Here is a 26,997-nt window from a genome sequence, read left to right on the forward strand (position 1 = left end):
ACGCCCATTTGTGTATAAGAGACAGGCCCGGCGACGGCCACGGGCCGCCCGCCGGGCGCCGACATTCCGTTTTCTTTGGCTCCAAAAGGAGCAGGACCTACCTGTCGCGTCGATGTGGCACAGGGAGGGTGGTCTCGGTTGACAGGGGTCGAACGGGGCGTGGCGCCGTCCAGGACACGGCGCCCCGCGGCGCGGCGTCCACGGCGAAAGGGGCGGATGGCGTCGGCGCGGCCGGATCCGTCCACCAGCCGGAAATCGACCGTGACCGCGTCCGACGGGGTGCGGCTGTACGTCGAGGAGAGCGGACCGCGTGACGGCGCGGTGACCCTGGTCTTCGTGCACGGGTTCTGCATGACCGCGGACGCGTGGACCTTCCAGCGCCGCGGCCTGGGCGACCTGGGGCGCACGCTCTGCTACGACCAGCGGGCGCACGGCCGGTCCGGGCCGTCGGAGGCCGAGCACTGCACCATCGCGCAGCTCGCCGACGACCTGCGCCGGGTCCTCGACGACCGGGTTCCCACCGGGCAGGTCGTGCTCATCGGCCATTCGATGGGCGGGATGACCATCCTCGGGCTGGCCGAGGCGCATCCGGAACTGTTCGGGGAACGGATCATCGCAGTCGGTCTCCTGTCGACCAGCGCCGGCGAGCTGCCCCGACTGGCGTTCGGGCTGCCCGCGGCGGTCGGCGCCGCGGCGCGCCGGGTCCTGCCCGGGATGGCCGTCGGGATGCGCCACGCCCCGTCGCTGCTGGAGCGGGTCCGGTGGAAGGGCAGCTCGCTGTCCAGGACCCTGACGCGGCGGCTCGGGTTCGGCGCGGCCCGGGTGCCCGAACCGGTGGTCGACTCCCTCGAGACGATGGTCGCGAACACGCCGATCCCGGTGGTCGGAGCCTTCCTGCCAACCCTCCTCGATCATGACCGGCTGGCGGCGGCGGCCGCGCTGCGCGACATCCCGACCCTGCTGCTCGTCGGGGACGCGGACGTCATGACGCCGATCGAGCACAGCCGGATCCTCGCCGAGGCCCTGCCCGAGGCCGAGCTCGCGGTCGAGGAAGGCGCTGGGCACGCCGTGATCCTGGAACGCCCGGACGCGGTCAACGCCCGCCTGCGCGACCTCGTGAACCGCGCGGTGCCCGAAGGGATCCTGGCGGGACGCTGGTCCGCCCCGCCAGGCTCCGTGCGCGTCGGCTGATGGACGATCAGCCGGTGGCGGAGATGCCAGCGCGGTGCTTGGCGGTGTCGGAGTAGTGCCGGAACGCCCGGACCAGGCCGTGCTCGTCGAGGACCCACAGGTGGATCTCCTCGTCCTCGACGGTCCCGCCGCCGGGCATGGTGAACGCCACCCGGATCCGGGCGGCCACGGCGTCGTCGCCGCTGAGCAGGCCGAGGACCGCGAAGTCGTGGAACGTGTAGCCGCCGATCAGCGTGAAGAATTCCGCGACGCCGGCCCGCCCGCGCCGGGGAGCGAGGTGGGGGACGGCGGGCTCGCGGTGCGCGGACTGGTCCTTCCAGTCGGCGTCCCAGCTGACGTCGTCCGTGAGCCGCGCCAGGATCGCCGGGATGTCACCGCGGCCGAAGGCCTCGTAGATGCGGCGGATCGTCGCCTCGTGCGCCGCCCGCCGACCCGTGTCGACCCCGGTGTCCGCGTGGGTGTCGCTGTCCGCCTCGGCGGCGGTGTCCGTCTGGGCCGTCGTGGTGGTCGCTGCCATGGTGATCCTCCCGATGCGGTGCCCGGCCTGCCGCCGGGCTGTGTCCGTCGGCACCGGTGTGGGTGCCGACGGACACGGTCGCCCAGCGCGCCCTTCCCGGGCATCGGTCGATCGGCCTATCCGCGCGCCGGGGGCGTGGCGCGGCCTCGTCCCGCCCAGCCGGGCGGGACGAGAGCCCTGAGCCCTACGGGAGCAGGCGGTGTTCCATCGCGAAGATCGCCACGCCCGCGCGGGTCCGCCGCCCGGTCTTGTCGTAGATGTGCGCGAGATGGTGGCCGACGGTCCGCGCCGAGATGCCGAGCTCCGCGCCGATCTCCCGGTTGCTGAGCCCGCGGGCGGCGTGCCGCAGCACCTCGACCTCCCGTTCGGTGAGGCCGGCGGGCAGCACGGGCCGCGGCCGGGGAAGGCCGGCGGCCTCCAGGACGGCGGCGACAGCCTCCCGGTCCAGGCCGCCGGCGTCGGCCTGTGCCGTGAGCAGGTCCGCGGCCCGCGCCGCGCCGAACGCGGGCCGGTGCGCCCGCGGCTCCGTCAGCGCGGCGAGCATGTCGGCGGCGGCGAGCAGACGGGCCGCCGGCGGGAGGCCGGCGGCCGGGAAGCCGCGGTGGTAGCCACCGCCGTCGGCCCGTTCGTGGTGTGCGGCGGCGACGCCGGCCAGCGGCGCGAGCGCGGGGACCCGCTCGAGGACGCGCTGCGTCCAGTAGGTGTGCATACGGACGCGTTCCAGTTCGGCGACCCCGAGCGGCCCGGGGCGGTCCCACACCGCGCTCGACACGCCAACCCGGCCCAGGTCGTGCAGCAGCGCGGCGCAGCGCAGCTCGACGAGCGCGGCGTCGGCGAGGCCGGCGACCCGTCCGGCCGCCTCGGCCAGCGCGGCCACGTGCTCGCTGTGCCCGAGCAGCCAACGGCTCTTCAGGTCGACGACCCGGGCCAGGACCGCGCACAGCCGCGGCACCGACCCGAACGGCACCGTGGCGTGCGGCGCCGGTTCCAGCGCGAGGACCGTGGCGATCGCGTCCGGCTCGGTGAGCGCGGCGAGCGCGACGTCGGCGCCCGCGACGAACGCGGCGGCGAGCCGTGGGTCGAGGTGCCCGCCGGCGCGGCGGCGGATCTCGGCGACGGCGGCGGTGGATCCGCCGCGCGCGTGGGCGAGGACGGCCTGCTCGGCGACGTGCACGATCCGCCCGGCGAGGGAGAGCTGCTCGCCGCGACGGCCGGCGGGGATGCCAAGACCGTCCCACCGCTCGTAGACGTCGTCGAGCGCGTCGACCGCGGCCGGTTGCAGGCCGAGCCCCGGCCCGAGCGCCCGCGACGTCTCGCAGCCCGTGCTCGCCGCCCGCACCCCGACCGTCGGCATGATCTGGGTGAGTGTCTCGGCGAGCCGCGGCGCCTCCTCGGCGCCGGCCCAGGCGCCGAACACGCGCAGCTGCCCGGCGAACACCTCCGGGTCGCCCGGGTCGAGGGTCTTGAGCGCGGCCTGGAACGCGACGTCGTCCCGGAAGTAGTCGGCGTTCTCCGGCGCGAACGACGTGCAGCCCACGGAGCGCAGCAGCGCCGCCTCGAACACCACCCGGCGGGCCGGCGCGTCCGCGCCGAGCAGCTCGCCGGCGAACGTCGTCGCCACCGCGCAGGTGCGCAGGCCCTTCTCGAACTCCATCCCGGAGGCGAGGTCCGTGGTCAGGGACAGCGCGGCGAGCACCTCGGTCGTCCGGATCACCTGCACGTCCGCAGCGTATGAGCGCGCCAGGCGGAAACGTCCGACATCCGATGAGCTGGGTGTCGCACGGCGGTGCGCGACGGGCCTGGCGGGGCGCGCCCGGCGGTCGGCCATCAGCTGGAGATAACTCGCCAGTTATCCGGCGACTAGTCTCCAGCCATGCCCGCGCCGGTCAAGCATTCCGCCGACGAGATGCTGGACGCCGTCCGCGCCCTCGTGCTGACCGGCGGCCCCGCGGCCGCCTCCGCCCGCGCGGTGTGCCTGGCCACCGGCGCCTCCAGCGGCTCGGTCTACCACCGCTTCCCCCGCCGGGACGATCTCGTGGCCGCGGCGTGGCTGCGCGCCCAGGACCACTTCCTGCGGGTCTTCCTGCGCGTCGTGGACCCGCCGGGCATCGAGGCCGGCATCGAGGCCGCGGTCATGGTGCTCACCTGGAGCCGAGACCACCCCGAGGACGCGACCCTGCTGCTGCGCCACGCGCTGCGCGACCTGCTGCGCGGCGACACCTCACCCGCGCTCGCCGAACGTGCCGCGGCCAACCAGCGCACCGTCGGCGCCACGTTCGACGCCCTGGCGGCCGCCACCGGACACCCGCTCCCCGACCTGCTGCTCGCCGTGGTCGACCTGCCCCACACCGTCGCCCGCCGCACCCTGCGCGACGGCGGCGTCCCCACCGACGACGACATCAGGGCCGTGCGGCGGGCCGCCACCCTGCTGCTCACCCACCATCCGTCCGACGGCTTCCCCGCGGGTCGTCCGGAATCCTGAGCTCGTCCCGACGCGGGTGTCCGACGGAGGCGGGTATCCGACGTCGCCGGCCGAGCTCGACCGCGCTGGGCGTCACGACGTGGCCGTCCGGGGGTGGCTGGCGGCGGTAGCGGCGGTAGTCGTGCTGGCGACGGCGCTGCCGGTCGGCGACCGCGCGCTTTCGGCGTCGCCGCGGGCGGCGGCGACCCGGAACTCGTAGGTGTGGCCGGTGACCACCGAGCTCAGCTTCCAACTGTCGGCGGGTATCACCAGCGGGAGCCGTTCCCAGGCGCTCCCGGCGGTGGCGTCGCGCTGGTAGAGCCAGTAGCCGGCGGCGCCGAAGCTGTGCGGCCAGGCCACGGTCAGCCCGGCGGGGGTCGCCGTGACCGTGACCGAGCCGGGGGCGGCCGGCGCCGGGCCGGGGACATCCCCGGGTATGGCGCCGAACGCTCCGCCGACGCCGAACCGGGTCGACAGGGCCTCGGCGAAGGCCTTCGCGATCTTGTATTCGCCAACGCCGTTGGGATGCACACCGTCGTAGGTGTCGGCGGCCGGGTCGAGGGGGCCTTCGATGTCGACCAGCGAGATCGGCGAGGCCTGGGTGTTCAGGCCGTGCAGCACGGTGGCGAGCCGGTCGTTGTAGTCGTTGGTCATTCCCGGCAGGGTGGCCACGATGTCGAGCGGGGAGCGGTGTGGCACGTTCGCGATCAGAAAGCGGATGTCGGGCCTCGCCGCGCGGGCCTGGGTGACGAAGGTCCGCATGTCGTTCAGCAGGCCCGCCGGATTGTTGATCCCCCAGGCAAGGTCGTTGAAGCCGAGCTCGACCAGGAGGTAGTCCGGCTGCTGGGCCTCGACGACCCCGCGGATCGTGTCCTTGGTCTCGTGCATCGCCCGGCCCCAGCTGGCGTAGTGGGCGCTGTCGAATCTGATCCCGGGCCGGTAGGCGGCGTCGACGGCCGCCGGCGTCCGGGTTCGCGGGTAGTCGTCGGCGACGGCCGAGGGGAGCCTGTTGGTGCCGGTCCACGGGCCGACGAAGTCGACCCCGCCGCTGGCGCCCAGGTGCTGGGCCAGCCGGTAGCGCCAGGTGTAGTCGCCTTCGAGTCCCTGGCTGATCGAGTCGCCGACGACCATCAGCCGGGCGCCGCCCGCGGTCGGGTCGTCGGCGGAGGGGGAGTGGTTCGGGCCGGTGGCCGTCGCGGTGGGCTCGGCGCCGCCGACCCCGACGACGACCTCCCCGCCTGGCAGGACGTCGATGGCCGTCCAGCCGGCGGTCAGGGCCCAGGTGACGGCCGGGAGCGCCGCGGCGGCGGCCAGTGCGGCGGGCCGGAACCACCGGGCGCGTCGCGCGGGAGCGCGTCTTCTGTGTCGTCTTCTGTGTCGGCGCGGGGCAGTAGTCGACAGGTGATCCTCCGGTTGCCTCGCCGAGAAGGCCGTCGATCACCACCTGGCTGTGATCACGGCCTGGGCGCGCAAGAAGAACAGACGGGACGTCGATGAAGTAGAGAGACATCGCTACTTCAATTGGGTGAGAGTCTCGACTTAGAGACGCAACCGGTCAAGCAACCGTTGAGTCAGTGCCCGGCCGAACCGTGGAGACGCCGGACCGTGGAGACGGCGTCGGCGCGGCGGGTAGCCCGCTCGTCACCCTGGCTGGCGACGGATGGGCGCTTGGTGGCCGTTGACCGGCGCCGGTTGGCCGTCGACCCGGTGCCGCCGCGACGTCTCGTCCTGTCGCGGCGGCGACGTTGACAGTAGAACTGCCATATTGGCAGTCTTACTGTCATGACGTCAGAGTCACTGCGGGACGCCCGGTCGGCGCTCGTGCGCGACCGGGTGCTGGAGGGCGTGGCGGCGGTGCTCACCGCCGGCGACGATCTGACCTTCGCCAAGGTCGCGAAGGCCGCCGGCGTTCCGGAACGGACCGTCTACCGGCACTTCCCGACCCGGGAGGCGTTGCTGACCGCGGTGTTCGGCTGGGCGAACCGGCGCATCGGGTTCGACGGGCCGGATCCGGACGGGGCGGGGCCGGGGAGCAGGCCGGCGGCGGAACCGGTCACCGGCGCCGAGGCCGCCGACCTGGTCCGGCGGGTGTTCGCCGGCTTCGACGAGATCGCCCCGGTCGTCCGCGAGCTGCTCAGGGCGCCCGAGGGCCTGTTCGCCCGGCTGTCGGACAACGACCGGCGGCGGCGCGCCGCGCGCGGCGTGGTCGACCGGGAGGCCCCCGGGCTCGACGAGGCCAGCGCCCGGCGGGTGGCCGCCGTCGTCCAGGTGCTCACCGCCGCCGCGACCTGGCAGACGCTGCGCGACTACTGGGACGTCGACGGGGTGGAGGCCGGCGAGGCCGCCGCCCTGGCGATCCAGCTGCTGCTCGACGGGGCGCGGGCCAGGGCACAGGCCGGGCCATGACCCAGTGATCCCGACCCAGCGATCCCCCGACCACCACTTCACCAGGAGGCATGCCGTGTCCCTCGTTCAGGGCGTCAACCACGCCGCCGTCCTCACCGCGGACCTCGACCGGTTCATCGACTTCTACACCGGCGTCTTCGACCTGGAGGTCGTCTTCCGGGAGGAGACGCCGGCGTTCCGGCACGCGATCCTGCGGGCCGGTCCGACCTCGTGGCTGCACCCGGCGGAGGTTCCCGGCAACGCCCACGGCGCCGGGGTGCCCGCCATGTTCGACCGTGGCCACCTCGACCACGTCGCGCTGACCGCGGCATCGCCCGAGACCTTCGCCGTCCTGCGGGCCCGCCTGTCCGAGCGGGACGCCAGCGACGGAACGGTGGAGGACCTGGGGGCCTTCCACAGCCTCTGGTTCACCGACCCGGACGGGATGCGGGGCGAACTCACCCTGATCGTCGACCCGGGCCTGCGCGGCATCCACGCGCCACGGCCGCTGCCCCTGCCGGCCTGAGCGGATCCGCGCTCAGGCCGGCAGGCCGTCGACGGCGCCTACTGGCCGGCGGCGGACCATCGACCTGTCCGTCAGAACGCGGTCTCTGGCTCGCATAACAGCGGACAGGCCCGGAGCGGCGGGGCCGGCGCGCCGGCCGGTCGGCCGGTGCTGTCTCGGGTTTGAGGGCCTGTGTCCTCATACCTCGAGCTGAGCGGGGCTCCTCCGGCGGGCAGGCATGCTGCGCGCCGGCGAACCGCCGAAGGGCTCGTAATAGCAAAAGCGTGCCCCGGCGCGCCGCACGCGGCCTATGCGGAATTCGGGACCTCCGGCCCGGGCCGCGCGACGGGAAAGGTGCAAAAGGAACCAGATACTTCGATTGGCCGGCCGTTCCGCTGAATGTCTTCGCGTGTCGTCGTGGTTCTCGGGTGGGATGTTTGTAGAGTGGCCCAACGTGAGGGCGGCACCTTTTCGGGCGGTTCGAGGTCCGGTGCCGCCACGACTCAGCCCGCGGGGCGCGCGAATTAATCGGAGGGGTTGGCGTTGTCTGGTTCTGACCTGGTTGCGTTGATTCCACCGGGTGTACGGGCGGCTCGGCACCGCATTCGCTGGATTCCGCGCCGGCTCGGTTTCGACGTCGTCCGGTACCGGGAGGTGCCGGTGGACTTCGATGCGCGTGACGCGGCGCTGGTCCGGGCGGTGCGCCCCTACACCCTCACCAGCCCGGAACGGATCGTCGCGCTGGCCGGCGCGGTGCGGTGGATCGTCGAGGAGAAGATTCCGGGCGCGTTCGTCGAGTGCGGGGTCTGGCGCGGCGGCAGCATGATGGCGGTCGCGCGGACCCTGCTGGAGCAGGGCGTGCGCGACCGCGACCTCCACCTGTTCGACACATTCGAAGGCATGACCGAGCCGGAGCCTGAGGATCGCGACCCCGCCGGGCGGCCGGCGGCGCGGACGTTCCGGCGGATGCGCCGCCTGGACGAGACCGCGGACTGGTGCCGGGCCGGCGAGGACGACGTCCGGACCAACATGGCCGGGACCGGATATCCGTCGAAACACGTCCATCTGGTGAAGGGCCGGGTCGAGGACACCCTTCCGGCCGCCGCGCCCGAAGAGGTTGCACTTTTGCGCCTCGACACCGACTGGTACGCGTCGACGCGCCACGAACTCGTCCATCTCTGGCCGAGTCTGGTGTCGGGTGGAATATGCGTTGCCGACGACTACGGGCACTGGGCCGGGCATCGCCGTGCCATCGATGAATACCTGGAAGAGCAGGGCGTCCGCGTTTTGATGCACCGTAGCGACTATCCCGGCCGCCTGTTCGTCAAGCCCTGACATCCTCGAACGAGCCTCACGTGAACGAGCCTCATCGGACCACAAGTCCAGCCCGCCGCGTCGACCCTCCGCCGCAGGAGAAGCGCCGAACGACCGCTAATCCAGCTTCCAGCACCGGTGATCACCTATGCCGCGAGCTAGCTCATTGTGCGTCTTGAGACACATTTCTCTCTGGACCGCGTCCTGACGGACAGGTCCGCGCGGCCGGACCCGCCCTCAGCGGCGCAGGGTGGTCTCCCGCCGCATGCGCGACAGCTTCTCTGGGTTGCGCACGGCGTAGAGCCCGGTGATCAGCCCGTCGTCGATGCGGACGGCCACGACGGTGTCGATCTCGCCGTCCAGCCGGAGGATGAGCGCCGGGTAGCCGTTGACCTGTGCCGACCGCAGCGACATCTCGGCGGTGATCCTGCCCAGGCCGGCCGCCAGCAGTCGGGCCACCCTGTCGGACCCGACCACGGGGCGCAGGATGGCCTGCTTGAGGCCGCCGCCGTCGCCCATGAGGACGACGTCGGGCGCGAGGATGTCGAGCAGGCTCTGCAGGTCGCCCGTCTCGGTCGCCCGCTGGAACGCGTCGAGCGCGTGCTGGGTCTCGGCCGCGGAGACGGCCCCGCGCGGCCGGCGCGCCGCGACGTGCGCCCGTGCCCGGTGCGCGATCTGGCGGACCGCGGCCGGGCTCTTGTCGACGGCCTCGGCGATCTCGTCGTAGCCGACGTCGAACACCTCGCGCAGCACGAACACCGCCCGCTCGGTCGGCGTGAGCGTCTCCAGGACCAACAGCATCGCCATCGAGACGCTGTCGGCGAGCTCGACGTCCTCGGCCACGTCCGGCGCGGTGAGCAGCGGTTCGGGCAGCCATGGGCCGACGTAGGACTCCCGGCGGCGGCCGAGCGTGCGCAGCCGGATGAGCGCCTGGCGGGTGGTGATCCGGACCAGGTATGCGCGCTGGTCCCGCACCGTGCCGAGATCGACGCCGGCCCACCGCAGCCAGGTCTCCTGCAGGACGTCCTCGGCGTCGGCGGCCGAGCTGAGCATCTCGTAGGCGACGGTGAACAGCAGGTTGCGGTGGGCGAGGAACGCCTCGGTGGCGGGGTCCAGGTGGTCGTCGTGGCCGCTGCCCTCGCTGTGGCCGCTGCCCTCGCTGCCGTCGTCGGCCGCGGTCCGCGATGTGCCGGCCATGGGTGGCTCCTCCTCACGCTCGACTGTGCCACCCACCAGATGCCGCGAACCGCGGTCGTGTGACACCGGGACGGCAGCCGCGTCTTCTCGTCGTTACCCGAGCGGCCTGCCACCTGCCACCTGCCACCTGTCACCTGCGGCGACGGCTCGGCGGCACCATCCGCGCCGGCGCCTCGCACAGCGCGGGCGCCTGATGGTGGCGCGCGTCACGTTGCCCGAGCCGTCACAGGAAGCCGGTCGCCGGCATCTCGTGGTCGTCCAGCGCGACACCACGAGTGAGGACGACATCATGGATGCCCGCTTCAACATGTTCGACAACGAGATCGCCCTCCGGTTCGCCAAGCGGTTCGCCAACGCCAGCCTGGTGATCCACCAGTCGCCGCTGCCGGCGGCAACGCAGGAGCTGGTGTCGCTGCGCGCCAGCCAGATCAACGGCTGCGGCTGGTGCGTCGACATGCACACCAAGGAGGCCGCGGCTGCCGGCGAGACCGCGGTCCGGCTCCACCTCGTCGCCACCTGGCGCGAGTCCACCGTGTTCACCGAGGCGGAGCGGGCCGCGCTGGCGCTCGCCGAGGAGGGCACCCGGCTCGCGGACGCCCACCAGGGCGTGTCCGACGAGACCTGGGCACAGGTGCGCAAGCACTACGACGACGACCAGATCGCCGCGCTGGTCTGCCTCGTTGGGCTGATCAACGCGGCCAACCGGCTCGCCGTGATCGTGCACCAGCAGGGCGGGTCCTACGAGGCGGGCATGTTCGCCAGAATGACGAGCTGACCGTCAGGCGCATCGGCCCGGCCAGGGTCAGCTCGATCTGGGCCGGGCCGGCGCACATCTGTGGCTGTGACCAGGGCAGTGGCGGCGACGCCCGAACTGAGGTTCGGAAAGGGCGGATCGAGGATCGCGCCACGATCACGCCCCTCACCTTGCCGGCTGGCCGGGCCATGGCCGTCCTCCGGTGGAAGCGGGAATCCGTCTGAGAAGATCGGAACGTGGACTTCGGGGGACAACGCGCTGCCGACGATGGATGGGACTTCTTCGTCTCGTACACCGCGGAGGATCAGGCCTGGGCCGAGTGGATCTCTTGGCAGCTTGAGGGAGTCAACTTCCGGGTGCTTGTGCAGGCCTGGGACATGGTGGCGGGTTCGAACTGGACGACGACGATTCAGGACGGCATTCGGCGGGCGACCCGGACCGTGGCCCTTGTCTCCAATGCCTACCTGCGATCCGTCTTCGGCCAGCAGGAATGGCAGGCGACCTGGCTCTCCGATCCCGAAGGTGTTGCCAGAAGGCTCCTGCCGGTCCGGATCGAGAACTGTGCGCGGCCGGGAGTCCTCGGCCAGATGGTCGCCGTCGACCTCTTCGGCCTCGCCGCCGACGCGGCCCGCGGCCGGCTCCTGACCTCCATCCAGGGGGCAGTCAGCGGACGCGCGAAGCCCGCCGTCGAGCCGAACTTTCCGGGTTCGCTGGCGCTGCCCACGCCACCGCAGGCGCCGTCACCACGTTCGGCCCCCGCGTTCCCTGGACGTCCGGCCGACCTGCTTATGGGACGTCACCGCGACGGCGGACACGGGTTGCGAACTCGTGGGAAACGCGAGCCCGAGAAGGTTGGCGAACCGGCGCCGGCCGACCCGTCGATGTTTCGCGCGCTGCTGGTCGGCGTGAGCGAGTATGAGGATGAGCGGCTGGCGCCGCTGCCGTGGATACCCACCCTCGTCGACGACCTGGCGCGCGGTTTGGAGAAAGCCGGCTACCGCGCCGAGATTCACGACCGGTCCCGGACCGGCGCGACCGCCATCAGGGCTGCCGCGCACAGCTTCCTCACCAGCGCCACGGCCGGTGAGACGCTGCTGCTGTACTTCGCGGGATACGGCGTTCACCACGCCGGCCGTGACTTCCTGGTGCCCACAGACGCCCCTGTCGACTATCAGCCGTTCTGGGAACTGTGCGTCCCGCTTGACTGGATCAAGGCGATCTCCAGGGGCACGGCTGGCTCCGTGCTGGTCGTCGTCGACGCCGCCGTCGGCTACGACGAGACCATCGCCGAGGCCGTGACCGAGCCAGGGTGGTCGACCGGACGCCTTATCACCGCCCCGGGGACCGCGGTCGCGTATCTGTTCGGCGGATCAGGCGTCCCCGAGCCGTCCGCGACTCTGGCTCAGTCGCTCATGGGCCTGCTGTCGGACGGTCTCGTTCCCGTCGACCTCGACCAGCTTGAGCACCTGCTTCGCCACCGGCTCTCGCGTCCCCCGCGCGGCTCCGACGCGGCTGGGCAATCCGCCTGCTCGTTGCAGGTTGTGCGGCTCTGCGACCCGCGCCGGTTTCGGCCCTTTCCTGTTCCGTCGTCCGCTGACGCGGATGCGCCCGACCATGAGTGGGTTACGGCGGCGCGACGCCACGCGGCCTGGTCACTCGCGCTCGAGAGCCCGGCCGGCGAGCAGTTGCGGGACGCGACCATTGACCTGGTGGCTCGGCTGGGAGCCGAACGCGACCGGCACGGCGCGCTGCTCGCGGAAGACCCCTGGCGTGAGCCCGAGCTGGCGCTGCGGATGACCAAGCGGGTCGAGTTCCTCCTGACGAGACTGCCGCCGGAGCCCGCGCCCCTGACGATGGCCGAGGTAGCGCTCCTGGTCACGGTGCCCTTTCTGTACGAGGCGCTGTGGACCCTGCTGGTCGCGAGGGCAACGGACGTCGAGCCGACCCGGCTGGACTTCCAGGGGGCCAGCGGCGACCGGATGGCGTTCGGAGCGTTCGCCCGGCTGCATCCTCGGCTGCTGCGGCGGGCGGAGCGCGCCCGCCAGGCCGGCGACGAGGATGCCTCGGCCGCGATCGGCTGGTGGCTGCTGCACCGATGGGTCGCCAAGGCGCGGCCCGATTCCTATCTCAGCGGAACCCTGTCCGGGCTCCTGGTCACCACGGCGGTGAACCCGCTGGCCAACGACGTGTTCCGGCCCGGCCGGATCGCCGAAATCCTGAAGGCGCTGCGGTCGGAACCGGCCTTCCTGGGACGGACGGACCGACCCGGCGCGCTAGGCGACTTGGCCTTCGTCGCCGCGGCGACGCCGCAGGAGATGCCGCTGCGGGAACGTGTCGTCGGATACCTGCTCGCGATCAGCCAGCGGATGGCGATCGAGCCGGTGGCGTTGCCGGACGTCGTCGCCGAGCACCTTGGTGTGGCCGATCCACTGGATCTTGACGACCTGCGGAACACCATTCGGCGCGCCGAATGGCAGCAAAGGGGGCGCACGGCGCGGGCGCTGGCCGCCACGTGCCGTCACCAGGCCCTGCAGGTCGCCCTGGAGCGGCACGCCGCGACGCTGGATCTGTTGTTGGCCGAGGCACACCGCACGATCGCTGAGCCCACGATTCTCGCCGTGCTGCCCACCCATGCCACGGCTGACAACGTGACCGCGGAGATGGCCGGCGGCCGGCAGATGTACAGCGTCGCCGGCGCCCAGTTCCGTATGGCCGAGGACAAGGTCCAGGAGCTGCTCATGGGCGAGCAGCTGTACACCAACCGTGGGCTGGCGGTCCGCGAGCTCTACCAGAACGCGTTGGACGCGTGCCGCTATCGGCGCGCGCGGGAAGAATATCGCGAGCGCACGACGGGCGAGCGGTCAACCTGGCAGGGTCGGATTCGTGTACGGCAAGGCTTCGAGTCGGATGGCAGTCCGTACCTCGAATGCGAGGACAATGGCGTCGGGATGGGCATCAGAGAGCTGATCGAGGTCTTCGCCGAGGCCGGGACCCGGTCCGTCGACATGCCCGAGGTCGTCGAGGAGATGGCGCGCTGGAGCGAGTGCAAACCTCCAGTCGAGTTCCATCCGAACAGCCGGTTCGGCGTCGGTGTCCTGAGCTATTTCATGATCGCTGACGAGATCACGATCAACACCTGCCGGGCAGGTATCGACGGTGTGCCGGGCCGCCAGCTCCGGGTCACCATCGCGGGCCCGGGTAACCTCTTCCGAGTCCAGGACCTCGGGCCTGGACGAGCGGCGGGGACGACAGTGCGCCTACACCTGTCCCGCAGGCCCGGAGAAACACCGGTCTCGTCGGTGGATATTCTACGGCGAATTCTCTGGATCGCCGAGTTCGACACATCGGCCACCGAGGGCGCGATTTCGCTTACCTGGATGCCCGGCAAGCTTGCTGACTTCGCGCCGGTCGGGACGGACAATCCGCTGCTGGACTTCGCGATGCGGATTACGGAGCAGATCGTGGGCACCAGCCTGCCGGTGTGGTGGTGTAACGGCCAGGGCGCGATTCTCGTCGACGGGCTGTGGGTTGGCTCTACGGCATTCGGCTTCATCGTCAATCTCACCGGGGGCTTGGCCCCGGACCTCGCAGTGGATCGCAACAAGATTCGAGAATTCCCTGACGAACCCGCCATGGAGGAGCTGGTTGTCTCGGCGGTTCCGGCGCTCCTTGCGTCCGAGGCAGTTGAGATGTCCTTGGAGTGGATGGCCGCGCTCGCCGACGAACGTCCCTTGGTCGCCGACGCGGTACAGGCTGCGCTTCTTGAAGAGGACAAGCATTGGCGTGCAGCCGGAGGCGCGACCGTGCCAGTCTCGGCTGTCGGTTGTTTTTCGCTCGATGGGGAAATTCTGGAACAATCGTTCAGGTCAAGGGTAAGGCGCCGCAGAAGTCCCCGCAATTTCCCGGATTTTGTTGTGGTGGACAGGAATTCTTGCTGGCGTGCCGCCCTTCGGTCGGAAGACCCAGCTGGCGCTGCGGTTACGATGGCCTGGCCGTCGGATATGCGACTTCTTGGTCTCGAGCTCGGTGATCGTCCGCGACGTGATGTTTATCGCGATCTTGCGGATACCTTGTTCAGGTCTGGTCGACTCCGAAGGTCGCCGGCTGAAGTCGTCGAACGGCTGTGTCGGCTTCAAGTGGTGCCACCGAGCCTGAAAGGGGCGCTCATTTCGGAAATTACGGCCGCTGACATGAGGCTGTTGAGTCACGATTTCGAAGGGAAGTCGCCGATTTCAGGTGACGTGGTGTCGCTTGGACACTCGTTCGCGGCATCCCAGCAGACAGGGCGCCCACTGCGCGAGGTGGTCGATAGGTATCGTGAGATGGGTTTCACTATTCATCCGGAACCCGATCCATCGGCGTCCGTCGAGGCGCTGGACGTCGTGCTGCTTAGTCGGAACATGACTGGTGTTGCTCCCTGGCTACGGTCCACCTGGGTGACCTCGATGCATCTACGTCGGGCGGCGCTTCACACTGGTCGTTCGGTGGATGAGGTTCGTGGGAGGTTTGCCGAGCTGGGCTACCCGTCGCAGCCCGTGGGCGTTGAAAATGCGACTCATGGGGACATCGATGCCGTTATTCTTCAGGCTGAGTTCAGTGATGCTCTCCAGGCGCGGCCATTGAGCATTGGGTTCATTTACTTCGTCGCCGACGCTACCGGCCTTCGGATGGAGGAAGTGATCGGCCATTTTCGCTGTCTCGGGTTGCCGGTAGCGCGAAGTATCCGCGCCGGAAGTAGCCCGCTCGCGCAGCGCATGACAAGCGTCGAGAGGTGGGTTGGCGACCGCACATTCTTTCGGGCCGGTATCCCGGTCGGCCGGTCTGATATCGCGTGGATGGCAAAGTCGACAGGGCGAAGCCCGCAGGAGGTCGCTAGCCTCGTTAACGGCTTCGGACTCACTGCTCCGGCGTTCACATCTGGCGCGGACACCGTCTGGCGGACGCTCGACAACAAAGAGGTTCAAGAGTTCCAAAATCTGCTATTCATGGATAGAGTTTCTTTCCACGAGATAATTGGGACCGCGCACGTTCTCAATCGGCCTCCTAGGGAGATCGCGGAGGTCTTGACTCGCTTGGGGATAGCGACGCCGAAAGTTGGTGAAGTTGAACTGACCGCAAACGACGCGACTCTCCTGAGTGTCGACCTCGACGGTATTTTCCCATGGCTAGGCGGGTTGCGCTACCAAGCGAGCGGTGCCGCGCACGTTTTTGCCGCCAGCGTTCTCCTCAAACAGCGGCCAGCAGACCTTGCGGCGCGGCTCGATGCTCTCGGAGTGGCCGTGCCGGAACTGGACGGATGGAACGCCTCACCGGTTTCCCCGCCCAGTTCTCTCCTGCTCGCCAACGAAGGTGACCCAGATCGTGGCTACCTTGCCGATGGAGTGGTTCCAGCGGTGCATGTGCTTCGGGAAGCGGCAGTGAGCGGCCGGCGGCCGGTGGACTTGGCCAACGAGCTGGAGCGGCTGGGATTTGACGTCGCTCCTGTTACCGACGCCGAATTGACGCATGAGGACGATCTAACCCTTCGCATACTCCTGGAGATTCCGGAGGAGGATGACGACGAGGGTACTCGACCGGACGGGGAACTTGGCGTCGCTGCGGTGCTGGCGACGGCTCGCCTTCGAGGTCGTGAGCCGGCCGGGGTCGCCGTGCGGATCGAGGCTCTGGGCCTTCAGCTTCCGGTGAACTGCCATCGGCTCGATGGCGCGCGAGTCGGCGCGGACGACTTGGTGCTTCTCAGCTATGGGCTGGACGGGAGAGGCCCATGGCTACCCGATGGCGCGGTACCCGTAGGCCACGTACTTGCCGCCGCAGGCAGGACCGGTTCGAGTCCAGCGGCCATTGTCGAGCGCCTGACGTTGCTGGGGCTCGGAGACGTCGAACTGCCCAACTCCGCACCCAGGTCCGTAGACGCCGTTGATCTGGTGCTTGTGGCGCGTGATCTCGACGGCAACGCTCCGTGGCTGGCTGAAAGAGTCGTTCCACTCGCGCATGTGCTCCGTGCCGCGTGTGTGCTCGGGTGCGATGTCGCCGAGGTGGTCGAACGTTACGGACGGCTCGGATTCGAGGTCCCAGACGGTGTCTGGGAGATCGATGGCCAGGAGCGCAACGACATCACGGTCGCGTTCCACGGCGCCGACACCAGCCTTCAATCGCTGAACAAGGTGACGATTGCCCAGGTACTGGGCGTCGCCGAGTACTCGGGCCGTGCGCCCGCCGAGGTCGCCCGATCCCTGGCCGGGATAGGACTCCCGGTAGCGTCCCTGGGCGGCCTCGCGGATCTCCCCGCCGGCCGGCTGACACCTGTGGACGCGTTCGTGCTCAGCGCGGACCTCAACGGCCGAGGTCCCTGGCTCGGCGACCCGCCGGTGTCCCTCGCCCACATCGTCGCGGCGGCGGGACATCTGCGCCGCTCGCCTGGCGAGGTGGCGCGACAACTGGCGGGTCTGGGCTGCGTGGTTCCCCAGTTGACGACCACCGCCGAGGTTGCCGTCATCGACGGCTTCGACCGAGCGCTCATGGAACTGGTGCGAACGGAAGGCATCGGATACGCGGATCGGCCGATCTCGCGGGCGGAGGTCCTCATCGGCTCGTTCCGGTTCCGGTGGACTCCCGTCCGGATCGCGGATCGCCTCATCGACCTGGGATTTTCGGTCCCCAGCCGAGACGACCTGGCGGACCTCGCCTCCCGCCCGCCGGCCCATTCGTCCGATGACCACGCTTGAGCGGCCCGTAGAGATCACCATCGAGGCGACGAGTGCCGCCTCAGACAACGTTGGCCCGATCGACAGGCCGGGCGAGCCGCGACCCACCCACACCTCGCCGCGTCCTCGCAGACATCCGGGGGGATCCCGGACGTCCTGTTAGGCACCAGGGTCACGAAACGGTGGCGGACATGCCCCTCACGTCGGACGCGATTCCCCGTGACGTCGCGACAAGACGCACACGCGCGACCGCGCACGCCGCACCACCAGGCGAACAGGGGGCCGGGTACGGCGCGACCCCGGATCTCCGGGGAGGAGTTTCCGCCCGATCGCGCCGTCACTGGGTGGCGGCGACGTAGTCGAGGGTGCCGGAGTAGACGTCGGACGGGACGTACGGCACGTCGATCGCGTAGTCGTTGCTGATCGCGTCGCCGCCCGGGGCGCTCGGCTGGTCCTGGTCATGGACGGTCACCGCCGCGGAGTCGGACAGCGGCTGGAAGGCTCCCGATCCGGTGCCCCGGACGGACAGTCGGTCCACCGGGATCGTGCCGGAGTTCCCAGCGGCGTTCGGTGACAGGACCGGCTCGCCGGCCTGGACCGAGACCGTGTATCCGGTGGCGCTGTTCGTCGTCACCGTCATCGTGACCGCGTCGTCCCTGCTGACCGTGCTGTTCGGCTCGCCGGCGAGGGTGAAAGTGGGAGTGAGGTCCGTCAGGGTGAGGAACTGCTCCTCGACCGCCGTGGTCGCGACGCAGCCGGGTTCGACGCCCTGGCCGGTGCAGGTGCTGCCGGGTGCAGTCGAGCTCACCCGGTTGACCAGGGTCGCGCCGCCCGGCGCGGCCGGGCTGACGGTCGCGGTGAAGGTGATGACGACTCCGGCGCCGATCGGCAGGTCGCCGGTCCAGATGAGCGCCGGCGCGGTGTAGGCAAGCGCGCCGGCGCTGGCGGTGGCGTCGGCGTTGTAGGTCGCGTTCCCGAGCACCGAACTCAGGTCGTCAGTGATGACCACCCCGGTGTACGGGCTCTGCCCGGTGTTCGTCGCCGTGATCGTGTACCGGACCGTGGAGCCGACGACGGCGCTGCTCTGGTCGGCGGTCATCCCGATGGTCAGGCCCGGGACGAGGATCGTGGTGGTCGTCGCGCAGGGGGACGGCGCGCCGCCGGTGGCGCAGTTCGCGCCGGCGGTGGCGGAGGCGATCTGGTTGATCGCCGTGTGGTCGCCGCCGCCCGGCAGCGCGGTGGTCACCGAGTAGGTGACCGTCGCGACCGCCCCGACCGCGAGGTCACCGGTCCAGGTGAGCGCCTGGCCGGCGAACGAGACGGCGCCGACGTCGGCCGCGGCGTCCGCGTTGTAGGCGGCGTCGTCGAGCACGCCGGCCAGATCGTCGGTGAACGACGCCCCGGTGTACGGCGCCTCACCGGTGTTGGCGACGGTCACCGTGTAGGCGATCGGGCCGCCGGCCACCACGGTCTGCCCGTCCGCGCCGCCGGCGCCACCGCCGCCGGTGTCCGCGGTCTTCGTGATGGTCAGCGCCGGCAGGAGCACGGTGACGACGGCCGCGCAGCCGGCCGGATCGGCCGGCCCGCCGGCGCAGGAGCCTCCGAACGCGCTCGAGCGCACCACGTTGCGCAGTGTCCGGTCACCCTGGTACGGGGCGTCCACGGTCACCGAGAAGGTGATCGTCGCGCTCGCGCCGGGGGCCAGGTCACCGGTCCAGGTCAGCAACGGCTCGGCGTAGCCGACGGCGCCGCTGGAGGCCACCGCGTCGTTGTTGAACGTGGCGTCGTTGACCACCTGGGCGAGGTCGTCCTGGACGACCAGCCCGGTGTACGGCGTCTCACCGGTGTTGGTCACGACGACGGTGAAGCCGACGGTGCCGCCCGGCGTGATCGTGCTGACGTTCGCCGTGGTGGTGATGGTCAGCCCGGGCGTGAGGACGGTGACCGTGGCCGAGCAGGCGGGGTTGGTGGTGCCGTCCGGGCAGCTGCTGCCGGGCGTCGGCGATACGACCGAGATCCGGATGATCCGGTCGCCGGTGTCGGGTTGGTTCACCGTGAGCGAGGCGGAGATGACGGCGGACTGGCCGACTGGGAGATCGCCCGTCCAGGTCAGGCTGTCGACGTCGAACTGCAGGGCGCCGGAGGTCGTGACGGCGTCGCCGTTGTACGTCGCGTCGTCGAGGCCGCCCGCCAGCGTGGCGGTCACCGTGGCGCCCTGGTAGGGCACCGCCCCGGTGTTGGTGATGGTGGTGACGAACTGGAGCACGTCGCCGGGGGCCACGGCCGACGCGCTGGGTGTGGTGACGATGGTCAGCTCGGCGACCGGCACGGTCACCGAGCAGCGTGGGTCGGTGCCGCCGGCGGCGCAGTTGCTGCCGGCGACGGCAGAGCTGGCGGTGGCCGTCAGCAGGTGGTCGCCGCTGTCGGGGGTGTCGACGGTCGCCGAGTAGGTGATCGTGACCGTCGCGCCGACCGCGAGGTCGCCGGTCCAGGTCAGGGCCGGCCCCGTGACCCCGACGGTGCCGGCGGTGGCCGCGGCGTCGCCGTTGTAGGTGGCGTCGTCGAGCACGCCGGCCAGCGAGTCCGCCACGACGGCGCCCGGGAACGGGAGCTGCCCGGTGTTGGCGAGCTCGAGGGTGAACGTCACCGTGGCGCCGGGTACCGCGCTCGGCGCGCTCGTGGCGCGGGTGATCGTGAGCGCCGGGGTGAGGATCAGGACGCTCGCGGTGCAGGCGGGGTTGCCGCTGGCGGGCGGGCAGGTGCTGCCGGCGTCGGTCGAGCTGACGCTGTTGACCAGCAGCTTGTCACCGACGCTGGGGCTGTGCACCGTCAGGGTGTAGGTGATCACCGCCGCGGCGCCGACCGCGAGGTCGCCCGTCCAGGTCAGTGCCTGGTTCGCGAAGCTCAGCGTGCCGGCGGTGGCGATCGCGTCGCCGTTGTAGTCGGCGTCGTCCAGCCGCCCGCCGAACGGGTCGGTGACGACCGCACCGGTGTACGGGGTCTGGCCGGTGTTCGTGACGGTGATCGTGTATCCGACCGTGCCGCCCGGGGTGGTGAACGTCCGGTCCGCGGTCTTGACGATGGTCAGCCCCGGGACGAGGACCGGGACCGAGGCCGAGCAGGCGGGGTCGGCGGAGCCCGGCGGGCAGTTGGAGCCCGGCGCGTCGGTGAACAGTGCCATGGCCAGCAGCCCGTCACCGCTGACCGGGTCGCTGATCCGGGCGCTGCCGGTGACCGTGACGGTCTCGCCGACGCCGATGTTGCCGGTCCAGACCAGGCCGGTGGGCCCGAACGCGAACGTGCCGCTGGACGCGGTCTGGCCGCCGAAGCTGGCCGCGTCGTCGATCAGCCCACCGACCTGGACCCCGACGTCTACACCGATGTAGGGAGCGGTGCCGGTATTGGTCATGGTCCCGGTGAACTGGACGACCTGACCGGGGGTGGCGGTCGCCGTGTCGGCGGTCAGCGCGAGGGTCAGCTCCGACGTGGTGACGGTCGTCGTGCAGCGGCTGTCGGTGCCGCCCGGCGGGCAGTTGCTGCCGGCGGAGGGCGACGCCACCGTGGTGACCAGGATCCTGTCGCCAGCGCCGATGCCGCCGAACTCGGTCACCGAGTACGTGATGGTGGCCGTGCCACCCGCCGGCACGGTTCCGCTCCAGGACAGCGTCGGCGCGGTGTAGCCGACCGTTCCGAGGTCCGCGGTGGCGTCTCCGTTGTAGGTGGCGTCGCCCAGCACGTCGGTCAGGTCCGCGGTGAACGCGGCGCCGGAGTACGGGGTGAGACCGCCGTTGGTGACCGTGACCGTGTAGGTGACCGTGCCGCCGGGGATGGTCGTCGGCGCCGAGGACTCCGTCCTGATCGTCAGCAGCGCGGACGACTCGACCGTGACCGTGCTGGCGCAGCGCGGATCGGTGCCGCCGGATGGGCAGTTCGAGCCGGCGGTCGGCGAGTTCAGGACGCTCGACAGCGACCGGTCACCGGTGTCGGGGTTGTTCACGGTCACCGAGAAGGTGACCGTCGCGGTGTCGCCAGGGGCCAGGCCGCCCGTCCAGGTCAGGTCCTGGCCGCTGATGGACACCGAGCCGGACGAGGCGGCCGCGTCGGCGTTGTAGACCGCGTCATCGAGCAGGCCGGCCAGCGACTGGGTGAAGGTGGCGGCCGGATACTGCGTCTGCCCGCTGTTGGTCGCCGTGACCGTGTAGGCGATGACCTGGCCCGGGACGGCGACCGTCGGGTCGGGCGTCTGGACCAGAGTGAGGGCCGGCGTCAGGACCGCGACGGTCCCCGCGCAGGCCGCGTCGAGGCTGGCCGGCGGGCAGTTGCCGCCGACGGCGGTGGAGACCAGGCTGTCCGTCATCAGCTTGTCCCCCGGGTCCGGGTCCCGCGCCGTGACCGAGAAGGTGATCGTCACTGTCGCGCCCACGGCCACGTCGCCGGTCCAGGTCAGGGCCGACCCGGCGACCCCGACGGTGCCGGCGGTCGCCGCGGCGTCGGCGTTGTAGACCGCGTCGTCGAGCACGCCGCCGAGCTGGTCGACGACCGTCACCTCGGTGTACGGGGTCTGTCCCGTGTTGCTGATCGTGACCGTGTAGCCGACGGTCCCGCCGGGCACCGTCGTCGCGACGTCGGTCGACCTGCTCAGCGTGAGGCCGGGCAGCAGCACGTTCATGAGGGAGGTGCAGCGCGGGTCGGTGCCGCCGGCCGGGCAGTTGTTGCCGGGGGCGGTGGAGACGAGGGTGCCGGTGAGGGTCCGGTCGCCCGGGTCGGGGTTGCGGATGGTGAGCGTGCCGGTGATCGTGACGACGCCGCCGACCGGGATGTCCCCGGTCCAGGTGATCTCTGACGGGCCCAGGATCAGCGTCCCGGACGAGGCCACCTGGTCACCGTTCGGGATGGCGTCGTCGATGGTCCGCAGCGTGCTGCTGCGGACGGTGATGCCGGTGTAGGGCGTCTTCCCGACGTTGGTGAACGTGGCGTTGAGGCGGACGACCGCGCCGGGGGTGGTGGTGCTGCCGGTGTAGTGCTGTTCCAGCACCAGCGCCGAGATCGGCACCTCGGTCGAGCACCGGGGGTCGGCCGAGCCGGCCGGGCAGTTGGTGCCGGTCGCGGTCGACGCGGTCGTCGTCGTCGCCACGGCGTCGCCGGCGACCGGGTTCGCGGCGGTCGCCGAGAAGGTGATCGTCGCGGCCGCGCCGACGGCGAGGTCGCCGGTCCAGGTCAGGTTCGGCGCCGTGTAGGTCACCGTCCCGCTGGTCGCGGCCGCGTCGGCGTTGTAGACCGCGTCGTCGAGCAGCCCGGCGAGCGAGGTGACCGTGGACGTGCCGGTGTACGGGGTGTCGCCCGCGTTGGTCACCGTGACCGTGTAGGTGACGGTGCCGCCGGGGGCCACGGTCGCGGGGCTGGCGGCGGCGGTCACGGTCAGCGCGGGCAGCAGCACGGGGACGGTCGTCGAGCAGGCCGGCGCGTTGCCGCCGGTGGGGCAGGTGCTGCCGGCGACCGGCGAGCTGACCGTGTTGATCAGGACGCGGTCGCCGTTGTCAGGGTCGTTCACCGTGACCGAGAACATGATCGTCGCGGACGCCCCGACCGCGAGGTCGCCCGTCCAGGTGAGGTTCGGCGCCGTGTAGCTCAGCGCCCCGGTGCTGGCAATCGCGTCGCCGTTGTACACCGCGTCGGTCAGCACCCGGGCTAGCGAGTCGACGACCGTCGCGCCGGTGTACGGCGTCTGCCCGGTGTTGGTGATCGTGACGGTGAAGCCGACGGTGCCGCCGGGCGTCGTCGACGACACGTCCGACGTCGACGTGATCGACAGGCCGGGGGTCAGCACCGGTACGACCGTCGCGCAGGCGGGAACCGTCCCGCCGGCCGGGCAGGTGCTGCCCTGGGTGGCTGAGACGAGGGTGGCGCGCAGCGCCCCGTCACCGCCGGCCGGCGAGCGGACCGTGAAGGAGGCCGTGACGGTGGCGGACGCCCCCGGGGCCAGCGCGCCGGTCCACACCAGGCTGTCCCCGGTGAAGCTGAGCCCGCCGGCGCTCGCCTGGCCGTTGAAGGCGTAGGCGGCGTCGTCGAGGACGTCGGCCAGTGGCACGGTGAACGTGGCGTCCTGGAACGGCGTCTGGCCGTCGTTGGTGGCCGTGTAGGTGTAGGTGACCGTGCCGCCGGGCACCGTCGACGCGACGTCGCTCGCCGAGGTGAGGGTCAGCGTCGACACGGTCACCGTGCTCGCGCAGCGCGGGTCGGTGCCGCCGGCCGGGCAGGTCGTGCCCAGGGTCGGCGAGGTGACCGCGCTGGCCAGGACCTTGTCGCCGGTGGCCGGGGAGCGCGCGGTGACCGAGAACGAGATGACCGCGCTCGCGCCGGCCGCGAGGTCGCCGGTCCAGGTGAGGTCGGTACCGGTGACGGCGACGGCGCCGGCGGTCGCGCTCGCGTTCCCGTCGTAGGTGGCGTCGTCCAGGACGCCGGCGAGCGACTCGGTGAGCGCCACCCCGGCGAACGGTGTCCCGCTGGTGTTGGTGGCGGTCAGCGTGTAGGCCACCGTGCCGCCCGGCGCGACCGACGAGCGGTCCACCGCCGACACCACGGTGATCGGCCCGGTGGCGATCGTCACGGTGACCGTCCGGGTCGCCGTCTGACCGAACGCGTCGGTGACCTGGATGGTGAACGGTGAGCCGCCGGGCGCGCTCGGGGTGCCGGACAGCACGCCGGTGGTGGGGTTCAGGGTGAGGCCGGCCGGCGGGCTGCCGGCGGTCACCGCCCAGGTGTACGGCCCGGTTCCGCCGGTCACCGGGAAGCTGGTGCTGTAGGCGACGCCGACCTGGCCGGTGGGCGGCGGCGGGCCGTCCAGGCTGGGCACCGCGGCGATGGTGATGCTGGTGCTCTTCTGCGCGGACTGCCCGAACGCGTCGACGACGCGCACGACGAACGACGCCGTGCCGGCCGCCGTCGGCGTGCCGGAGATCAGCCCGGTCGCGGCGTCCAGGGACAGGCCGGCCGGCAGCGAGCCGGCGCTCACCGACCAGGTGTAGGGCGCGGTCCCGCCGGAGAGGGTGAGCTGGTTGCTGTAGGCCACGCCGACCTCGCCGGCCGGCGGCGCCGGGAAGGTGAGGACCGGCGCGGCGGCGATCGTGACGGTGCGGCTCTGGGCGGCCGCCTGGCCGCTCGCGTCCACGACGCGGACCGTGAACGTGAAGGCGCCGGCGCTGGTCGGGGTGCCGGAGATCAGCCCGGTCGAGGGGTTCAGGGTCAGCCCGGCCGGCAGGCTGCCGGAGCTGACCGACCAGGTGAACGGCGCCGTGCCGCCGGTGACGGTGAGCTGGTCGGAGTAGGCGGCCCCGACCTCGCCGGGCGGCGGCGCCGGCAGGTTCAGGCTGGGGGAGACGTTGACGGTCACCGGCGCGGAGGCGGCCGACGCCGGCCCGGTCCCGGCGGCGTTGATCGCCGCGACCTGGAACGTGTAGGTGGTGCCGCCCTGCAGGCCGGTGAGGGTCTGGGTGGTGGCGGTGGCGCTGAAGGTCTGCGGTGTCTGCGCGACGCCGCCGATGAACGGGGTCACCACGTAGCCGGTGATCGGGCTGCCGTTCGCCGCGGGCGCCGTCCAGGACAGGGTGGCGGACGTGCTGCCGGCGGACACGGCGGTGATCGTGGGCGCGGCCGGCAGCGCGTAGGGCACGACGGCGTTCGAGACCGGGCTCGGCGCGCCGGTGCCGACGGCGTTCACGGCGGTGACCGTGAACGTGTACGAGCCGCCAGGGGTCAGCCCGGTCAGGATCCGGCTGGTCGCGGTCGCGTCGAAGGACCGCGGGGCCTGCGCCACCCCGTTCAGGTAGGGCGTGACGACGTAGCCGGTGATCGGGCTGCCGTTCGCGGGCGGGGCCGTCCAGCTCACCGTCGCGCTGGAGACGCCCGCGGTGGCGGTCGGCGCCGCCGGGGTGCCCGGGACGGAGGTGTAGGTGTAGGACGTGGTGCCGGCGACGCCGGCCGTGACGACGGCGACGGTGACGGCGGTCGCCGTCGCCCTGGCCGGCATCGACGAGATCGACAGCGATCCGTTGGCGTTGACCGTGAAGCAGCCGGCGGCTGGCCCGGACTGGCAGGGCAGCAGGACGACGGCGGTCCCGGCGCGCTGTTCCGCGGTGGTGCCGATCAGGATCGCCGTGGCGCCGCCGAGGTTCGTGCCGGTGATGGTCGCCGCGTTGCCGCCGGAGATCGTCCCGGAGGTGGGTGAGATCGCGAGCCCTGTCGGTGCCGCCGGGACGGTGCCGGGGGTCGTCGTGGTGGCGAGCCCGGGATTGGCGTCGGTCGACGACGAGGTCGTCGTGGTGGCCGTCTGGATCAGCGTGGGCGTGACGCCGCTGCCGGTGACGACCGCGACGACGGTCAGCGGCGGAAGTGTCGTGCCGGCGGCGAACGGCCCGTTGCTGTTCGTACAGGTGATCGATTGGCCGGACGGTGGCTGGCAGACCCAGCCGGTGCCGAACGCCCCGACGGGGACGACGCCGGCGGGCAGCGTCTGGGTGACCGAGACAGGCACCGCCTCGGCCGCGCCGCTGGCCGAGACGCCCGCCGACACCGTGTAGGTCACCGGGTCGCCCGGCTGCGGCGCCGACCCGTTGTAGCTGGTCGCGGCGACGGTCAGCTGCGGCACCGGGTTGAAGGTCACGACCCTGGCGTTGTCGATCTCGTGGAAGTCGGTGACCGCGCCGGTCGACCCGACCCAGCCGAAGGCGAGCTGGCGGGGGATGCCGCCCGAACTCAGCCAACTCGACGGGAAGAGGCTGGTGGAGACCGTCGGCAGGCTGCCCCGCAGGGTGCGCGCCGTACCGCCGACCGGCGTGAACGAGAACGCGTAGGTGCCGGCGGCCGCGCTGAGGCCGGAGTCGCTGACGAGGGTCTGGCTGGTGGGGTTGATGACGACCTCGACGGGCACCACGGACGCCGCGCGGGTGCTGGCCCGCAGCGCGAGCGCGGACGACGACGTGCTCGTCGCCGTGCTGTTGATCGCGCAGTAGCCGACCGTGCCGTTGCCCGGGCCGCGCACGACCACCTGGCCGGGTACCCGGGACACGGTGGAGATGTAGGCCGGATTCGTGCAGCCGGACCCCTGGTAGAAGCTGCTGCTGAAGTTTCCGTAGACGTCCATGCCGAACCCGAGATAGCCATAGGCCAGGCCGGCGCTCGACGACGTCCCGGAATATCCGAGCGACCCGCCGGCCTGCCCGATGCTCGTCGGCGCGGTCGGCGAGGCCGGGTTCACCGCGGCCACGACGAAGGTGAGGCCGTCCGCGCCGCCGCCGCCGTACTGGTAGGAGTTGAACGTCACGCCGAGGCCCTGCGAGGTCGGGACGCTCGTCGCCCCGAAGACGCCGCCCTCCTTGGAGGTCGTGGCATTTGTCAGCCGAAGGTTGCCGGAGCCGGCGCTGTCCGTGTTCGTGGTGCAGCTGAGCAGCGGGCCGCTGGTGGTGTTCCCCGCGGCGGAAAGGCAGGCGAAGTTCGAGCCGGAAGCCGAGGCCGGCAGGGCGGGCAGCGAGACGGCTCCCGTGCCGTTCGCCGTCGAGTTCTTGAACGGCTGGTTGAACAGCACGGTCCCGGCGGCGCGGGCGGTTTCCGGCGCGATGACCGAGAAGGAGCCGGAGAGCAGCACGGCGAGCACCACCACCGCGGTGCCGTTCGTGAACCAGGGGCGGCGGATGCCGCGGCCGCGCATTCCGGAGTGAAGGATTCCGGCGCCACGGATTCCGGCGTCGCGCATTCCGATTTCACGGACACCGCGACGCCTCATCGTGGCACGCGCCCGCGCGCGTTCTCTACCGTCCACAGCCTCGCCCGTTCCTACGACCGGAGATCCCAGTTGCCGGAGATCGCCGGGGTGCCGGCGACGATTCGCCTCGCGGATGGCGACTCGACCCGCCGTCCGCGTTCATCCCGCGCCTCCGCCTCCATCCCCCGGTTCACGATCCGTCCCGCGTGTCG

General features: G+C 71.5%; 12 protein-coding genes. 7 read left to right on the forward strand and 5 right to left on the reverse strand.

The window, feature by feature from the left end; all coding sequences use genetic code 11:
* Positions 1 to 261: 261 nt before the first annotated feature.
* Positions 262 to 1,191, forward strand: a complete 930-nt coding sequence (locus tag I6A81_RS14140; protein WP_407661299.1) for an alpha/beta fold hydrolase — start codon at positions 262 to 264, stop codon at positions 1,189 to 1,191.
* A 7-nt stretch (positions 1,192 to 1,198) separates the two neighbouring features.
* Here the strand turns inward: I6A81_RS14140 and I6A81_RS14145 are convergent, their stop codons facing one another.
* Together I6A81_RS14145 and I6A81_RS14150 are read right to left on the reverse strand one after the other, a co-directional pair.
* Entirely contained in the window at positions 1,199 to 1,708 is a 510-nt protein-coding gene (locus tag I6A81_RS14145; protein ID WP_203004440.1) for a nuclear transport factor 2 family protein, read from the reverse strand.
* A gap of 184 nt (positions 1,709 to 1,892) precedes the next feature.
* Positions 1,893 to 3,428: an HD domain-containing phosphohydrolase gene (locus I6A81_RS14150; protein WP_203004441.1), complete on the reverse strand. Its 1,536-nt coding sequence runs from the start codon at positions 3,426 to 3,428 to the stop codon at positions 1,893 to 1,895.
* A 153-nt stretch (positions 3,429 to 3,581) separates the two neighbouring features.
* On the opposite strand from I6A81_RS14150, the gene I6A81_RS14155 reads away from it, so the two are divergent.
* On the forward strand, positions 3,582 to 4,190 hold the full coding sequence (locus I6A81_RS14155; protein ID WP_203004442.1) for a TetR/AcrR family transcriptional regulator: 609 nt from the start codon (positions 3,582 to 3,584) through the stop codon (positions 4,188 to 4,190).
* Positions 4,191 to 4,262: 72 nt separating this feature from the next.
* Here I6A81_RS14155 and I6A81_RS14160 read toward each other — a convergent pair whose 3' ends face one another.
* Complete coding sequence (locus I6A81_RS14160; RefSeq protein ID WP_203004443.1) at positions 4,263 to 5,300, reverse strand: SGNH/GDSL hydrolase family protein; 1,038 nt, start codon at positions 5,298 to 5,300, stop codon at positions 4,263 to 4,265.
* A gap of 651 nt (positions 5,301 to 5,951) precedes the next feature.
* Here I6A81_RS14160 and I6A81_RS14165 point away from each other — a divergent pair.
* From I6A81_RS14165 to I6A81_RS14175, 3 genes are all read left to right on the forward strand, one after another.
* On the forward strand, positions 5,952 to 6,575 hold the full coding sequence (locus tag I6A81_RS14165) for a TetR/AcrR family transcriptional regulator (RefSeq protein WP_203004444.1): 624 nt from the start codon (positions 5,952 to 5,954) through the stop codon (positions 6,573 to 6,575).
* A 55-nt stretch (positions 6,576 to 6,630) separates the two neighbouring features.
* Positions 6,631 to 7,080 carry a VOC family protein gene (locus tag I6A81_RS14170; RefSeq protein ID WP_203004445.1) on the forward strand — a complete coding sequence of 150 codons (450 nt, stop codon included), beginning with the start codon at positions 6,631 to 6,633 and terminating at the stop codon, positions 7,078 to 7,080.
* 639 nt (positions 7,081 to 7,719) lie between these two features.
* Positions 7,720 to 8,394 (forward strand): TylF/MycF/NovP-related O-methyltransferase, encoded by a 675-nt coding sequence (locus I6A81_RS14175; RefSeq protein ID WP_203004446.1) that lies wholly within the window; start codon positions 7,720 to 7,722, stop codon positions 8,392 to 8,394.
* A 216-nt stretch (positions 8,395 to 8,610) separates the two neighbouring features.
* Here the strand turns inward: I6A81_RS14175 and I6A81_RS14180 are convergent, their stop codons facing one another.
* Positions 8,611 to 9,570: an RNA polymerase sigma-70 factor gene (locus tag I6A81_RS14180; protein WP_203004447.1), complete on the reverse strand. Its 960-nt coding sequence runs from the start codon at positions 9,568 to 9,570 to the stop codon at positions 8,611 to 8,613.
* 289 nt (positions 9,571 to 9,859) lie between these two features.
* Between I6A81_RS14180 and I6A81_RS14185 the strand changes: the two genes are divergently transcribed.
* Positions 9,860 to 10,345, forward strand: coding sequence for a carboxymuconolactone decarboxylase family protein (locus I6A81_RS14185; protein WP_203004452.1), 486 nt, complete (start codon positions 9,860 to 9,862; stop codon positions 10,343 to 10,345).
* Positions 10,346 to 10,560: 215 nt separating this feature from the next.
* Complete coding sequence (locus tag I6A81_RS14190) at positions 10,561 to 17,049, forward strand: wHTH domain-containing protein (protein WP_203004448.1); 6,489 nt, start codon at positions 10,561 to 10,563, stop codon at positions 17,047 to 17,049.
* Positions 17,050 to 17,365: 316 nt separating this feature from the next.
* On the opposite strand, the gene I6A81_RS14195 is transcribed toward I6A81_RS14190, so the two are convergent.
* Positions 17,366 to 26,776, reverse strand: a complete 9,411-nt coding sequence (locus I6A81_RS14195; protein WP_203004449.1) for a DUF7927 domain-containing protein — start codon at positions 26,774 to 26,776, stop codon at positions 17,366 to 17,368.
* Between the last annotated feature and the right edge of the window lie 221 nt (positions 26,777 to 26,997).

The organism is Frankia nepalensis, from assembly GCF_016786325.1.
Classification (GTDB): Bacteria; Actinomycetota; Actinomycetes; order Frankiales; family Frankiaceae; genus Pseudofrankia; species Pseudofrankia nepalensis.

Excerpts from the sequence above, each read along its gene's own strand:
- I6A81_RS14145 (WP_203004440.1), bottom strand. The coding sequence starts at position 1,708 with ATGGCAGCGACCACCACGACGGCCCAGACGGACACCGCCGCCGAGGCG.
- I6A81_RS14155 (WP_203004442.1), top strand. The coding sequence starts at position 3,582 with ATGCCCGCGCCGGTCAAGCATTCCGCCGACGAGATGCTGGACGCCGTC.
- I6A81_RS14195 (WP_203004449.1), bottom strand. The coding sequence starts at position 26,776 with ATGCGCGACGCCGGAATCCGTGGCGCCGGAATCCTTCACTCCGGAATG.
- I6A81_RS14180 (WP_203004447.1), bottom strand. The coding sequence starts at position 9,570 with ATGGCCGGCACATCGCGGACCGCGGCCGACGACGGCAGCGAGGGCAGC.
- I6A81_RS14160 (WP_203004443.1), bottom strand. The coding sequence starts at position 5,300 with ATGGTCGTCGGCGACTCGATCAGCCAGGGACTCGAAGGCGACTACACC.
- I6A81_RS14185 (WP_203004452.1), top strand. The coding sequence starts at position 9,860 with ATGGATGCCCGCTTCAACATGTTCGACAACGAGATCGCCCTCCGGTTC.
- I6A81_RS14165 (WP_203004444.1), top strand. The coding sequence starts at position 5,952 with ATGACGTCAGAGTCACTGCGGGACGCCCGGTCGGCGCTCGTGCGCGAC.